11 protein-coding genes are annotated in these 13787 nt (G+C 55.0%); 3 read left to right on the top strand and 8 right to left on the bottom strand.

What is annotated here, in order from left to right; translation table 11 throughout:
- The first annotated feature begins 37 nt into the window (after positions 1-37).
- Both gap and pyk read left to right on the top strand, forming a co-directional pair.
- The gene (gap, locus tag KO499_RS16415; RefSeq protein WP_215984839.1) at positions 38-1042 is read left to right on the top strand and encodes a type I glyceraldehyde-3-phosphate dehydrogenase; all 1005 of its coding nucleotides are present in this window, start codon (positions 38-40) and stop codon (positions 1040-1042) included.
- Positions 1043-1110: 68 nt separating this feature from the next.
- Positions 1111-2559 (top strand): pyruvate kinase, encoded by a 1449-nt coding sequence (pyk, locus tag KO499_RS16410; RefSeq protein ID WP_215984838.1) that lies wholly within the window; start codon positions 1111-1113, stop codon positions 2557-2559.
- Between the two features lie 58 nt (positions 2560-2617).
- On the opposite strand, the gene KO499_RS16405 is transcribed toward pyk, so the two are convergent.
- The 3 genes from KO499_RS16405 to zwf are packed head-to-tail and all read right to left on the bottom strand — an operon-like array spanning position 2618 to position 5477.
- Positions 2618-3265 carry a bifunctional 4-hydroxy-2-oxoglutarate aldolase/2-dehydro-3-deoxy-phosphogluconate aldolase gene (locus KO499_RS16405; protein WP_215984837.1) on the bottom strand — a complete coding sequence of 216 codons (648 nt, stop codon included), beginning with the start codon at positions 3263-3265 and terminating at the stop codon, positions 2618-2620.
- A gap of 30 nt (positions 3266-3295) precedes the next feature.
- The gene (pgl, locus tag KO499_RS16400) at positions 3296-4009 is read right to left on the bottom strand and encodes a 6-phosphogluconolactonase (protein WP_215984836.1); all 714 of its coding nucleotides are present in this window, start codon (positions 4007-4009) and stop codon (positions 3296-3298) included.
- Positions 4002-5477 carry a glucose-6-phosphate dehydrogenase gene (gene zwf, locus KO499_RS16395; RefSeq protein WP_215984835.1) on the bottom strand — a complete coding sequence of 492 codons (1476 nt, stop codon included), beginning with the start codon at positions 5475-5477 and terminating at the stop codon, positions 4002-4004. The genes pgl and zwf overlap by 8 nt, the downstream gene beginning before the upstream one ends.
- A gap of 211 nt (positions 5478-5688) precedes the next feature.
- On the opposite strand from zwf, the gene KO499_RS16390 reads away from it, so the two are divergent.
- Positions 5689-6561 carry a MurR/RpiR family transcriptional regulator gene (locus KO499_RS16390; protein ID WP_215984834.1) on the top strand — a complete coding sequence of 291 codons (873 nt, stop codon included), beginning with the start codon at positions 5689-5691 and terminating at the stop codon, positions 6559-6561.
- A 116-nt stretch (positions 6562-6677) separates the two neighbouring features.
- Here KO499_RS16390 and KO499_RS16385 read toward each other — a convergent pair whose 3' ends face one another.
- The 5 genes from KO499_RS16385 to clpP all read right to left on the bottom strand — a co-directional run bounded on the left by KO499_RS16385 (position 6678) and on the right by clpP (position 13772).
- A complete protein-coding gene (locus KO499_RS16385) occupies positions 6678-8531 on the bottom strand; it encodes a SurA N-terminal domain-containing protein (RefSeq protein WP_215984833.1) in 1854 nt (617 codons plus the stop codon).
- Between the two features lie 155 nt (positions 8532-8686).
- Complete coding sequence (locus KO499_RS16380) at positions 8687-8959, bottom strand: HU family DNA-binding protein (protein ID WP_215984832.1); 273 nt, start codon at positions 8957-8959, stop codon at positions 8687-8689.
- A 238-nt stretch (positions 8960-9197) separates the two neighbouring features.
- Positions 9198-11615 (bottom strand): endopeptidase La, encoded by a 2418-nt coding sequence (gene lon, locus KO499_RS16375; protein ID WP_215984831.1) that lies wholly within the window; start codon positions 11613-11615, stop codon positions 9198-9200.
- A gap of 161 nt (positions 11616-11776) precedes the next feature.
- Positions 11777-13060, bottom strand: a complete 1284-nt coding sequence (clpX, locus tag KO499_RS16370) for an ATP-dependent Clp protease ATP-binding subunit ClpX (protein WP_215984830.1) — start codon at positions 13058-13060, stop codon at positions 11777-11779.
- A gap of 76 nt (positions 13061-13136) precedes the next feature.
- On the bottom strand, positions 13137-13772 hold the full coding sequence (gene clpP / locus KO499_RS16365; RefSeq protein ID WP_215984829.1) for an ATP-dependent Clp endopeptidase proteolytic subunit ClpP: 636 nt from the start codon (positions 13770-13772) through the stop codon (positions 13137-13139).
- Between the last annotated feature and the right edge of the window lie 15 nt (positions 13773-13787).

Below are 13787 nucleotides of genomic sequence, written 5' to 3'. Positions count from 1 at the left end.
TTAACCAAACAAAAACGAACACCCGAGGAGTCAAACGATGACGATTCGTATCGCAATCAACGGCTTTGGCCGCATCGGTCGCAATGTTCTCAGGGCATTATATGAAAATAACTACCGAAACCAGCTACAGGTTGTTGCTATCAACGACCTGGGTGATGCCGAAACCAATGCCCACCTGCTGAAGTATGACAGCGTTCATGGCAGGTTTGATGCCGACGTCAGCCACGACACCCAATCCCTGACCGTTAACGGTGACCGGATTGCCATCACAGCACTGCGCAACCCGGAAGATCTGCCTTGGGCGGATAACCGCATTGATGTTGTCTTCGAGTGTACCGGTCTTTTCACCCAACGGGCCAAGGCGGCAGCCCATCTGACGGCCGGCGCCCGCAAGGTGATCATTTCAGCACCCAGCCCGGACTCGGATGCCATGGTGGTCTATGGCGTCAACCACCAAACCCTGACCGCCGAACACGACGTTATTTCCAACGCCTCATGCACCACGAATTGTCTGGCCCCCGTTGTCGACGCCCTGCACAAAGTCCTTGGCATTGAGAGTGGCCTGATGACCACCATCCACTCCTACACCAACGATCAGAAACTCAGCGACGTCTACCATACTGACCTCTACCGGGCACGGTCCGCTACCCAATCCATGATCCCGACCAAAACCGGCGCCGCTGCTGCTATCGGTAAGGTCATCCCGGAACTTAACGGAAAACTGGATGGCCTTGCCATTCGGGTTCCGACCATCAACGTATCGCTCGTGGATTTCGGCTTTATTGCCGGCCGGGAAACAACCGTTGAGGAAGTGAACGAGGCGGTAAAAGCAGCCGCCGAGAAAAATCCGGTTCTCGGTTATAATGTCGAGAAACTGGTGAGCGTGGACTTCAATCACAACCCACTCTCCAGCGTCTTCGACGCCAACCATACCCGGGTGCTGGGTCGTCACGTAAAAGTCATGGCCTGGTACGATAATGAATGGGGCTTCTCCAATCGCATGCTGGACAATGCGATTGCCCTGATCAAGGCCGGCCAGTAACCCGTGCCGTTCGGGCTCATTCCACCACTTTGCACGAGAATATCTTGAAGAACCAAAGGACACCTACCATGCTCAGGCGTACCAAAATTGTCGCCACCCTCGGCCCCGCCACTGACTCTCCGGAATCTCTCGCTGCCATTATTGGCGCCGGTGTAGACGTTACCCGACTGAACTTCTCACACGGCAGCGCCGAGGAGCATATCGCGCGGGCCCGACGCGTCCGAGAAGCCGCAGCTGCCCAGGGGCGGTTCGTCGCACTTCTGGCCGACCTGCAGGGGCCCAAGCTTCGCATCGCCCGGTTTTCTGAGAACAAGGTTACCCTGACGGCGGGCCAGACGTTCATTCTGGACGCGGCCATGGACAAGGAAGCGGGCACTGAAGAGAGCGTCGGGATCGACTACGAACAGCTGATCGAGGATGTGAAGCCTGGCGACATTTTGGTTCTCGATGACGGCCGCATCGAAATGGAAGTCAAGTCAGTGAACGACCACAGCATCACGTCCACTGTTCTGATTGGCGGCCCGCTCTCCAACAACAAGGGCCTGAACAAGCGTGGTGGCGGCCTGTCAGCCGAGGCACTCACTGAAAAGGACAAACAGGACATCGTCACGGCTGCCCAACTGGGCGCCGATTACGTTGCCGTCTCTTTTGTCCGAACTGCTGAGGACATGCATGTCGCCCGGCGCCTGCTCAAAGAAGCAGGATCTGAGGCCGGCCTAGTTGCAAAAATCGAACGGGCAGAACTTGCCGACGACGTGGAAGCTCTGGATGCTGTTATCGAGGCGTCAGATGCCGTCATGGTTGCCCGCGGCGACCTGGCTGTGGAGATCGGTGACGCCCAGCTGGTTGGCGTGCAGAAGCACATTATTTCCCGGGCTCGGGTCTTGAACCGTGCAGTGATCACAGCCACCCAGATGATGGAGTCCATGATCACCAGTCCAATGCCTACACGCGCCGAAGTCTCGGACGTTGCCAACGCGGTAATGGATTACACTGACGCGGTGATGCTCTCCGCAGAGACCGCTGTTGGTGACTATCCGAAAGAAGCGGTGGAAGCCATGGTACGCATCTGCCTGGGCGCGGAAAAGCACCCTTCGATGCATCAATCCAAGCACCGGATCCATGAAAGCATGGAAGAGGTCGATGAGGCTATCGCCCTGTCTGCCATGTATGCCGCCAACCACCTGGAAGGCGTGTCAGCCATCATTTGCATGACCGAAACGGGCGCCACACCCCGGTTGATGTCCCGCATCAAGTCCAGTCTGCCAATTTTTGCGTTCTCTCGCCATCACTCAACCCAACACCGGGTCGTGATGTTCCGGGGTGTCCAGACCATTCCATTTGATTCAGCAAAAATTCCGAATGAACGAACCAATGCTCTGGCGGTGTCAGAACTTGTTCATTGTGGTGCGGTCAAGGAAGGCGATCTGGTGGTGATTACCAAGGGTGATTATGTAAACGCCCAGGGCGGAACCAATACCATGAAGATTGTTCGGGTAGGTTCTGATATCCGGTAATATTCATTTCGGATGTGTCACGGTCGGATTCGCCTTGGGCGCAATCCGACCGATCCGTTCAGAGATCAGCCAGGCTGCCCCGCGCAATCTCGGTAATCTGCGCCCAATCCCTGGCCGCCACCACATCTGATGGCGTAAGCCAGGTACCACCAACGGCCTGGACGTTGCCGAGAGCCAGATAGTCTGCCGCCGTGTTTCGGCGGATTCCGCCCGTCGGGCAGAAAGAGACATCCGGGAAGGGTCCGTTAAAGGCCTTGAGGGCCGGGATACCACCAGCCACCTCAGCCGGAAAGAACTTGAATTCCCGATAGCCGAGATTGTAGCCAACCATCATTTCGGAGATCGTAGCAATTCCCGGCAGTAACGGCGCCTTCGAGGTTACCCCGAATTCCAGGATAGCTTCAGTCACACCCGGGGTGATAACAAACTGAGCGCCTGCCGCTTCCACCTGTCGGTATTGATCAATGCTGGTGACAGTACCCGCGCCCACCCAGGCGTCCGGAATGGCCTTACGGACGCGCTCAATGGCTTTGAGTCCGTGTTCGGTGCGCAGAGTGATCTCCAGGACGTTGATGCCGCCATCAACAAGCGCCTGACACAGAGGAACGGCGTCATCGAGTTCGTTAATGGCGATGACCGGCACCAGGGGCGAAGCTTGTAATACGGCCCTGACGCGCTCACGATGAAAGTCGGTTAGCTGGCTCATGGTATTCTCCATTACAAATGGTCGGGCGTTTCAGGGACTCCAGAACACCCGGAGGCCAGGTTTCAGAAAGGCTCTGACAGGCATTTCCAGAACCTTTTCCGGTTCGGCAATGGCCTGGCTCAACGTAGCCACCTTGTCCTCGCCCTTAAGGTGCAAGGCGGTGAAGCGAGCCTCCCTGAGCAGTGGCCAGGTCAGGGTGATCCGCTTTTGGGGTTGTGACACCGGGGTTGAAGCGGCAACAATTTCCTGACACTCGGTGTCCATGGCAGCCTCCAATTCCGGCGCGTCCGGGAACAACGATGCAGTGTGGCCATCATTCCCCATACCCAGAATCAGCACATCGACCGGCAAGGCCAGATCCGCCAATTCGGCCTTCACCCGCGCCAACCCTTCAACGGGCGTGGCGCCAGGCTGTTTAAGAGACAGGAACCGCGCCGATGAGGCCTTGTTCTGCAACAGATTTTCGCGAACCAGCCGGGTATTGCTGGCATCGTCGCCTTCCTCGACCCACCGCTCATCCGCGAGCAGAACATCTACCCTCCCCCACTCCAGATCCATGTCAGAGAGTGACCTGAAAAACGGCAGCGGTGTAGAGCCACCGGAAACCACCAGACTTACCCTCGGCGCTTCTTTCAATCGGGCATCCAGGAATCGCGTAACGGTCCCGGCAAGAGCCTGAGCCACCTCATCGGGAGACTCCCCGGAGTAGGCACTGACACCCTCGGGTAGACGGAGATCAGACATCCTCATACCAGCTCCTCCCGTCCCGGGTAATCATGGCGATGGATGCAACCGGGCCCCAGGTTCCAGCGGCGTAGCGTTTGGGCGGCTCGCCACCGTCTCTCCAGTTCTGGATAACCTGATCAACCCAGCGCCAGGCGTATTCCACTTCGTCCCGGCGAACAAACAGATATTGATTGCCCTTCATGACTTCCCATAGCAGACGCTCGTAGGCATCGGGAATGCGGTCAGTATCGAACGTTTCGGAGAAGGTCAGCTCCAGCGGACCCTGGCGCAGACGCATGCCTTTGTCGAGCCCCTGATCCTTGGTGAGGATTTTCAGGGCCATACCCTCGTCTGGCTGAAGCCGGATAATCAGCTTGTTATTGGCCAGGTGCTTCTGGTCCGGATCAAAAATATAGTGAGGCGCCGGCTTGAAATGAATGATGATCTGCGACAGCTTCTCGGGTAGGCGTTTGCCGGTGCGGATATAAAAGGGAACACCAGACCAGCGCCAGTTATCGATTTCCGCCTTTAACGCTACAAACGTTTCTGTGGCGCTGCCCTTATTGGCGCCATCCTCTTCCAGATAGCCCGGCACCGGCTTGCCGTCGCTTGTGCCGGCAGTGTACTGACCACGGACAACATAGCTGTCCATCATGTATGGCGTGATCTGCTTTAGCGCCTTCAGCACTTTTACCTTTTCATCCCGAATACTGTCTGCCGACAGATCCGAGGGCGGGTCCATCGCTATCAGACAAAGCAGCTGCAACAGATGGTTCTGGATCATGTCCCGAATCTGGCCAGCCTTGTCGAAGTAGCCCCAGCGACCTTCGATACCCACACTTTCCGCCACCGTGATCTCCACATGGGAGATGTGATTCTGATCCCACTGGGAGGCAAACAGGTTATTGGCAAACCGCAACGCGATCAGATTCTGGACCGTCTCTTTGCCGAGGTAATGGTCAATCCGGAACAACTGGTTCTCGTTATAGACCTCACCCAATTCGTCATTGATGACCTTTGACGATTCCAGGTCATGGCCGATCGGCTTTTCAACCACCACGCGTGTTTTTTCGGTGCAACAACTGGCACCGCGAAGATTCCGGGCGATCACGCCGTACATGGAAGGCGGTGTAGCCATGTAAACAATCAGCTCATTATTGACGTCATCGCGCCACTCATTGAGCACACTGAAACCATCCGGGTTATTAAAATCAAGAATCTGGTAATCAACCCGTTGCAAAAAAGCCTCTGCCAGCTGCGCATCGAACTCCCCCGGCTTAACGTGCTGCTTGAGTTTTTCGAACAACTGGCGACGTACCGTTTCGGTGTCGGCATCCGTACGGGCAATCGCCAGTATCCGACTACCCTCGGCCAGCAGATTGGCGCGCTCCAACTGGTACAAAGCGGGGAAGAGTTTACGCTGGGCAAGGTCGCCCAGAGCCCCGAACAGCATCAGATCACAACGGGTATTGATCTTGTTTACCATTGGTTCCTTCTCTCTGGTGGGCAGCCTGTCGTACAACCTTAACGGCAAGACTCAATGTAGTAATTCTAAACAAATAGTGACATCCGCAAGCGATAATTCCAAGAAAAAACTGCACCTCGTGATACTTTTACTACCCAAACCCCGTCGAAAAAGCGGTATAATCAGCGCGATTTTATAATAACGACCGCCCATGAATCAGGGAGTACCATTGATGGCCGCGAACCAGGCGCACCGTGACGACAATCTGCTTGAGGATATCCAGTCCCGACTGGACAGCCTTAACAAATCCGAGCGAAAAGTGGCTGAAGCCATTCTCCGCGACCCAAGCGCGGCCACCCGTTACAGCATAGCGGCGCTGGCCAGAGCCGCTGATGTCAGTGAACCGACCGTAAACCGTTTCTGCCGCGGGTTTTCGGCCACAGGTTTCCCGGACTTCAAAATCCGCCTGGCTCAGAGCATTGCGACCGGCACTCCTTATGTGGGTCAGAACATCGAACCCGACGACACGGTTGCCGAATTTGCTGACAAGATCATGCTCAGCACCATCGCCAATCTCGACAAGGCCCGCCAGGCACTGGACCCAAAGGCATTGGCCACAGCCATCGATTACCTTATTCAGGCCAAGCAGATAAATTTCTTCGGCATGGGTGGGTCAGCTTCAGTCGCCCTGGATGCCCAGCATAAGTTTTTTCGCTTCAACATTCCGGTCATGTCCTACGATGATGCACTGATGCAACGTATGGTTGCCGCAGGCTCCAGCGTGGGCGATGTCATCGTACTGATCTCCTATACCGGTCGAACCCGTGAAACCGTCGATATAGCACAACTGGCAAGGGCCAATGGCGCCACCGTGATTGGCATCACCAATCCGGACTCGCCCCTGGCGAGAATCTGCACAGTGGTTCTGGGCGTCACCGCACCGGAGGATACTGAAGTGTATATGCCAATGTCGTCGCGCATTATTCATCTGACCGTTATCGACGTCCTGGCAACCGGCGTAACCCTCAAACGTGGCGCGGACTTCCTCGGGCACCTCAAGAAGATAAAAGAAAGCCTGAAGCCAACCCGATTTCCCACAAGCTAAAGCCGGTAACCAAGGGCAAACCTCTCACACAGATACAGAAAAGCCCGGGCCTGGGCACCGGGCTTCAAGTCTTTACTTCAGGGCGCCACCCGGCGCCCTTTTTTCGTTGAGCGGTCTCAGGGTCTCTCGACTTCCGCCCGGTTCCTCAGGAACTGCTGGTAGGCGGCGTACTCTCGCTGACCCTCAAGGGATGCCAGGAACTCACGAAGCTGGTTCAATTCGGCACCTTCACCTGCTTCCGCAATTTCACCGTCCGCAACTTCATCAAGCGCAATTACCGAGGCAACCTCGGCTGTAACAGCCTTACCGAAACGAGGCTCATCCTCGCCCGGACGAGCCAGGGAAAAGACCCGCTGCATAATGGCCGGACCTGCCTCGGATGAGTTCCGGGGCACAGCCTGATAGACAGCCCACTCACCCATTGTTTCGGCATTCACGCCCGCCTCAAGGTCAGCAATGATCGCATCGGCCTTCTCCGCAAGAGCTTCACGCGACTTGCGCTGCTCGAGCGTGGCTCGAATCTGATCTTGCACCTCGTCCAATGGCATTTGCGCGGCCTGATGATATTCACGAACCCGCGCGACAACGGACACATTGTCACCAACATCAATCAACTCGGTATTGTAGCCGTCCTCAAGAACATCCCCGGAAAACAGCTGCCGAACCAAACCGGCGTGATCAAACGGTGCCTGCCCACCATCGCGAGTGATACCGACAGCTTCCCGTACCTCAAGCCCAAGCTCCTCCGCCGGGCCGGCAAGATCATCGGCTGCATAAGCGGAATCAGCAAGTTCTGCACGAATTTCTGCAAAACGCTCACGAGCCTGCTCACGAGCAAGCTCCCGACTCAGCTCCTCTCGCATGTCGTCCAGCGAAGGCACTTCAGACTGCCTCACATCATCCAGACGAATAAGATGAACCCCGAACGACGTACGGACGGGCCCGGAGATCTCGCCCTTCTCGAGGTCAAACAAAGCGTCCTCAAAAGCACCGGCATAAATACCGCGACCTGCAAAACCCAGATCGCCACCTTCCTCGGCAGACACAGTATCAATGGAGTACTCCCGCGCCAGGTCGGCAAAGGACTCGCCAGCCGCCAGTCGCTCCTGGATAAGCTCCATCGTATCGTCGGCGTCACTGCCCTCTTCGATCAGTATGTGGGACGCGCGACGCTCCTCACTGGCCAGATCAGCCGCCCGTTGCTCATAATAGGCTTCAAGCTCGGCATCATCGACGTCAATGCTCTCTGTAAGAGCGCCAAGAGAAAGAGTGATGTAAGCTGCATCAACACGCTCGGGCTGCTGGAAGGCTCCTGAATTCTCTTCGTAAAAGCGCTCAACATCCGCATCTGTTACCGAGACCGTATCCGCCACTGCACTGGCCGGAATTTCCAGCACACGGAAGCTCCGGGTCTGGTTCTGGATCTGAAGCAGCTGCTCAGCATTCTTTTCCGCCACCAGACCGCTCTGCACAATGCCTCCACGAATCTGATTAACGACATACTGCTTGCGCATCACTTCGCGAAACTCAGCTATCCCCATGCCCATATTTCGAACCGCGGCAACGAATCGGTCACGATTGAAGTTGCCATCCACCTGAAACTGAGGCATCTGGGTGATCAATGAATCGATATCTTCGTCATTGAGCTCCAAACCCTGGGCGTTGGCATCCTGGATCAGAACCTGCTCCTGGATCAGGGCATCCAGAACATCGGTCCGAATCTGGTCTTCATTGAGCATGGAAGGATCAGGGGTTTCCATTCTGGATAATTGGCGCTGACTTTCCATCTGGACCACGCGGAGAAACTCCCGCTCAGTAATATCCTCGCCATTGACCGTTGCCACCTCAGGCTCACCGGAGAATCCGCCAACGATGGCGTCCATTCCCCAGATGGATAGCGACACAATCAGAAGACCAATGATGATCTTGGCGATCGTGCCCTGGGCATTTTCCCGAATATCTTGAAGCATGTTTCTCCCGAATCCCTGTTCAAGGTCGTGCGTGTAATTCGTTTCAGCGCGCTGCTACGGGCGGACTTAACGTAAAAAGGCGCACCCGGTTCGGAATGCGCCTTGAATTCTTCTTGGGCAGCTCCCTGTGAGAGGAGCTACCGGAGAAAGAACCGTTACTTAACGGCGTCTTTCAGGGCCTTGCCTGCTTTGAACCCAGGCACTTTAGAGGCCGGAATCTTGATCTCTGCACCAGTCTGGGGGTTACGACCGGTACGAGCAGCACGCTCTTTAACGGAGAAAGTACCAAAACCGATCAGAGTAACCTGATCGCCTTGTTTCAGGGCACCGGTGATGGAGTTGGTCATTGCGTCCAGAGCACGGCCAGCGGCGGCTTTGGAGATATCTGCGGACTCTGCAATTGCATCGATAAGTTCGGACTTGTTCACACTAAACCCCTTCGATTTCAGGTTGAAGATGTTATAGGTTGGTTTGTTTTTTCTAGGACGTTCCCGACTATCGCATAAGCGGTCAGAGAATTCCATTCTTCACTTTTCTTATTCCTTTCGGTTTTACACCGGCATTCGGAATAGGCACATACTGCGCGGGAGCCCTTGGTATTGGCTGCTTCACGGCGAAACAGTTATACCAACGGGCTCTCTGGCATGTCAACAACTCATCAAGGCTTTAATGCGTATTAATGCGTTCTGACGTGTCTCCGTCTTCATCTCTCGGCGTACCAGAACCCGTTTTCGAGGATGAATCATCGACCCGGGGCTCGGGCGGATAAGCCAGCGCAATATCCAGAACTTCGTCAATCCACTTCACCGGAATGATCTCCAGAGATTCCTTGATATTCTCCGGTATCTCCTTGAGATCCCTGACATTCTCATCCGGGATGACCACGGTCTTGATGCCGCCTCGGTGCGCCGCCAGAAGCTTTTCCTTGAGCCCACCAATGGCCAATACCCGACCTCGCAATGTAATTTCACCAGTCATTGCAACGTCTGCCCGGACCGGAATTTTGGTCAGTGACGAAACCAGCGCTGTACACATGCCAATACCCGCACTCGGGCCATCTTTTGGTGTTGCCCCTTCCGGCACGTGGACATGCAGATCATGTTTCTCATGGAAATCATCCGCAATACCGAGACCAGGTGCACGGCTGCGCACCACCGTCAATGCAGTCTGAATCGACTCCTGCATAACGTCGCCCAGAGAACCGGTCTTCACCACCCGTCCTTTACCCGGTGTGAGCGCGCACTCAATGTGCAGAAGCTCGCCGCCGACCTGGGTCCATGCAAGACCAGTTACCTGACCGATCTCGTTCTTTTCCTCGGCCAGTCCGTACTTGAACTTTTTCACCCCCGAGTAGTTCTCAAGCATGTCTTTGGTGAGGGTCACAGAGGCCTTCTCACCACTCTCAACATGGTCGCGAACCACCTTTCGGCAAATCTTCGCAATCTCACGCTCCAGGCCACGCACACCCGCTTCACGAGTGTAGTAACGAATCAGATCCCGAAGGCTATCCTCCGGCATCTTCAATTCATCCTTGCGCAACCCGTTTGCCTTGACCTGCTTCGGTAACAGATACCGCAGGGCGATATTGACCTTTTCATCCTCGGTGTACCCGGGAATCCGGATAATTTCCATCCGGTCCAGCAACGCCGGCGGTATGTCCATGGAGTTTGACGTGCACACAAACATCACGTCGGAGAGATCGTAATCCACTTCGAGGTAATGATCATTGAAGGTATGGTTTTGCTCGGGATCCAGTACCTCTAACAGAGCGGAAGCCGGATCACCCCGGTGATCCATTCCCATCTTGTCGATCTCGTCAAACAGGAATAACGGGTTCTTAACCCCAACCTTGGACAATTTCTGCAGAAGCTTGCCCGGGAGAGCACCAATGTAGGTTTTCCGGTGACCACGGATTTCAGCTTCATCACGCACACCGCCCAGCGCCATACGGGTGTATTTCCGGTTGGTGGCACGGGCGATTGATTGACCAAGCGAGGTTTTACCAACACCAGGAGGTCCGACAAGACAGAGAACCGGCCCCTTGACCTTCTTGACACGACTCTGAACAGCAAGGTATTCAAGGATGCGCTTCTTGACCTCATCAAGACCATAATGGTCCTTGTCGAGGATTTCGCGCGCTTTTTCGATGTCGTGACGAACACGACTACGCTTCTTCCAGGGAATGGCCAGCATCCAGTCAATGTAGCCACGCACCACGGTCGCTTCGGCAGACATTGGCGACATCATCTTGAGCTTGTTCAGCTCAGTCTCGGTCTTCTTGCGAGCTTCTTCGGGCAAACCAGCTTCTTCCAGCTTATCCTCAAGCTCTTCAAAGTCGTTGTTACCCTCTCCCAGATTACCCATCTCCTTCTGGATGGCCTTCATCTGTTCATTCAGATAATACTCGCGCTGACTGCGCTCCATCTGTTTCTTTACTCGGCCGCGGATGCGCTTCTCAACCTCAATCAGGTCGATTTCCCCATCCAGCTTGCCCAGCAGAAGATCCACGCGCTTGCGAATATCGAGCGCCTCAAGAAGCTCCTGCTTCTCAGGTATACGCATTTCCAGATGTGTGGCCATGGTGTCGGCCAGACGCTCCAGCTCCTCAATGCCGGTAAGGGCATTGGACACTTCAGAAGGCACTTTCTTGGACAGTTTCACGTATTTCTCGAACTCGTCCATCAGTGTCTTGACGAGAACCTCCTGCTCACGCTCTGGCAACCCCTCTTCATCCATAAGCACAGCGCCACCGGACAGGTATTCAGCCTCGGTAATATCGCTGATGGTGGCGCGGGCATTGCCCTCTACAAGCACCTTAACGGTGCCATCGGGCAGGCGGAGCATCTGCAACACTGTGGCCAGGGTGCCCATCTCAAACACGTCCCTGGGGCCCGGCTCGTCAGTGGCGGCGTCTTTCTGGGCAACCAGGAGGATCTCCTTGGCGCCCTCCATTGCGGCTTCCAGAGCCTGAATGGATTTCTCTCGGCCCACAAACAACGGGACCACCATGTGCGGAAACACCACTACATCTCGCAGTGGAAGCAGCGGGTATTCTTGCACAGCACTATCGGGTATACGGGTCATTGGGAATCCTCTGACGATCTTTCTTTCAGCATATCACCCTTCTTTGGGGCACCCGCTGAAATTGCAATCTTTTTACCAAACGAAACAGGGCAGGAAAATCAGGATACAAAACGCGAAAAGGGGCGTCGCCGCCCCTTTTCAATTCAATCCCTGAACTGCCCTCAATCCTCGGGTACAGCCTTGGCGTGGTCGTTGCCCGCATAGATCTTGAAGGGTTCAGAGTCCCCGCTGATCACGCTTTCGTCGATCACTACCTTGGCCACGTCGTGCTCTGAAGGGATCTGGTACATAGTATCCAGCAACGTGGCCTCCATGATGGAACGCAAGCCTCGCGCGCCGGTCTTGCGTTCCATGGCCTTCCGGGCAACAGCCATAAGTGCGTCATCACGGAAATCAAGCTCAACCCCCTCCATATCAAACAGTTTCTGGTACTGCTTGGTAAGAGAGTTCTTGGGCTCGGTCAGGATCTGCACAAGAGCCGTCTCGTCGAGCTCATTGAGCGTTGCAACCACTGGCAGACGACCAACAAACTCCGGGATCAGACCGTATTTAACCAGGTCTTCTGTCTCGACATCCTTGATAACTTCACCGGTGTTCTTGGTGTCATCCTGGCTTGCCACCGAAGCGGAGAAACCAATGCTGTTCTTCTCAGTGCGTTCCCGGATTACCTTGTCGAGCCCCGCAAAGGCACCACCGCAAATAAACAGCATATTACCGGTATCAACCTGCAGGAACTCCTGCTGCGGGTGCTTGCGCCCACCCTGCGGAGGAACCGAAGCGACAGTGCCCTCAATCAGTTTCAGCAGTGCCTGCTGAACACCCTCTCCGGACACATCCCGGGTAATGGAGGGGTTATCTGACTTGCGCGAAATTTTGTCGATTTCATCAATGTAGACAATGCCACGCTGGGCCTTATCGACATCGTAATCGCACTTCTGCAGCAATTTCTGGATGATGTTCTCGACATCCTCACCCACGTAACCGGCTTCGGTCAGCGTGGTGGCGTCGGCAATGGTAAATGGCACGTTCAGCATCCGCGCCAGAGTCTCTGCAAGCAGAGTCTTACCGCTACCCGTCGGGCCGATAAGCAAGATGTTACTCTTGCCCAACTCCACATCGCCTTTTCCTTCACCATACCGAAGACGTTTGTAGTGGTTATAGACCGCAACCGACAAAACCACCTTGGCGCGTTCCTGGCCAATTACGTAGTCATCAAGGGTATCGCGGATCTCGGCCGGGGTAGGAAGACGATCGCTCGGCTCTTCCTGTGCACTTTCCTGGATTTCTTCCCGGATAATGTCATTGCACAGGTCGACACACTCGTCGCAGATGAACACCGAGGGCCCTGCGATGAGCTTTCGGACTTCATGCTGGCTCTTTCCACAAAACGAGCAGTAGAGCAACTTACCGTTATCGTCTCCCCTGCCGTTTCTTTCATCTGCCATTGAAATACCTCTGATCTTGTTTTGCCGACGTTATTGCCTCATACGCCGGCCAAGTATGATGCGATTACTTCCAGTATTATTTATTCGGTACGCGCTTATCAAGTATAGAATCGATCAACCCATACTCTTTCGCCTGACCCGGATCCATGAAGTTGTCACGGTCCGTATCCTTGGCGATGGTCTCCAGATCCTGACCAGTGTGATGGGCCAGAATCGAATTCAGCGTGTGCCGGATTTTCAGGATCTCACGAGTGTGAATCTCAATATCCGTTGCCTGCCCCTGATAGCCGCCCAGTGGCTGGTGAATCATCACACGGGAGTTCGGCAGACAAGCGCGCTTACCTTCAGCGCCACCTGCGAGCAGGAACGCACCCATGCTGGCCGCCTGGCCTACACACAGGGTAGCAACGTCCGGCTTGATAAACTGCATGGTGTCGTAGATAGACATTCCTGCAGTAACCGAACCACCCGGGCTATTGATATACAAGTGGATATCCTTATCCGGATTTTCAGATTCCAGAAACAGGAGCTGCGCCACAATAAGATTCGCCATGTGGTCCTCAACCGGTCCCACCATGAAGATCACCCGCTCTTTGAGCAGACGGGAATAGATATCGAACGACCGCTCGCCGCGAGCCGTTTGCTCGATAACAATCGGTACCAGTCCGGAATTGGTAACCATTGCGGGACCATCAATTGGTTTCTGCGTCATGATGCGCCTGAACTC

Origin of the sequence: Marinobacter sp. F3R08, from assembly GCF_018860425.1 — a bacterium.
GTDB lineage: Bacteria > Pseudomonadota > Gammaproteobacteria > Pseudomonadales > Oleiphilaceae > Marinobacter.
Note: the sequence above shows the minus strand (reverse complement) of the source record. Positions and strands in the feature narration are given on the sequence as shown.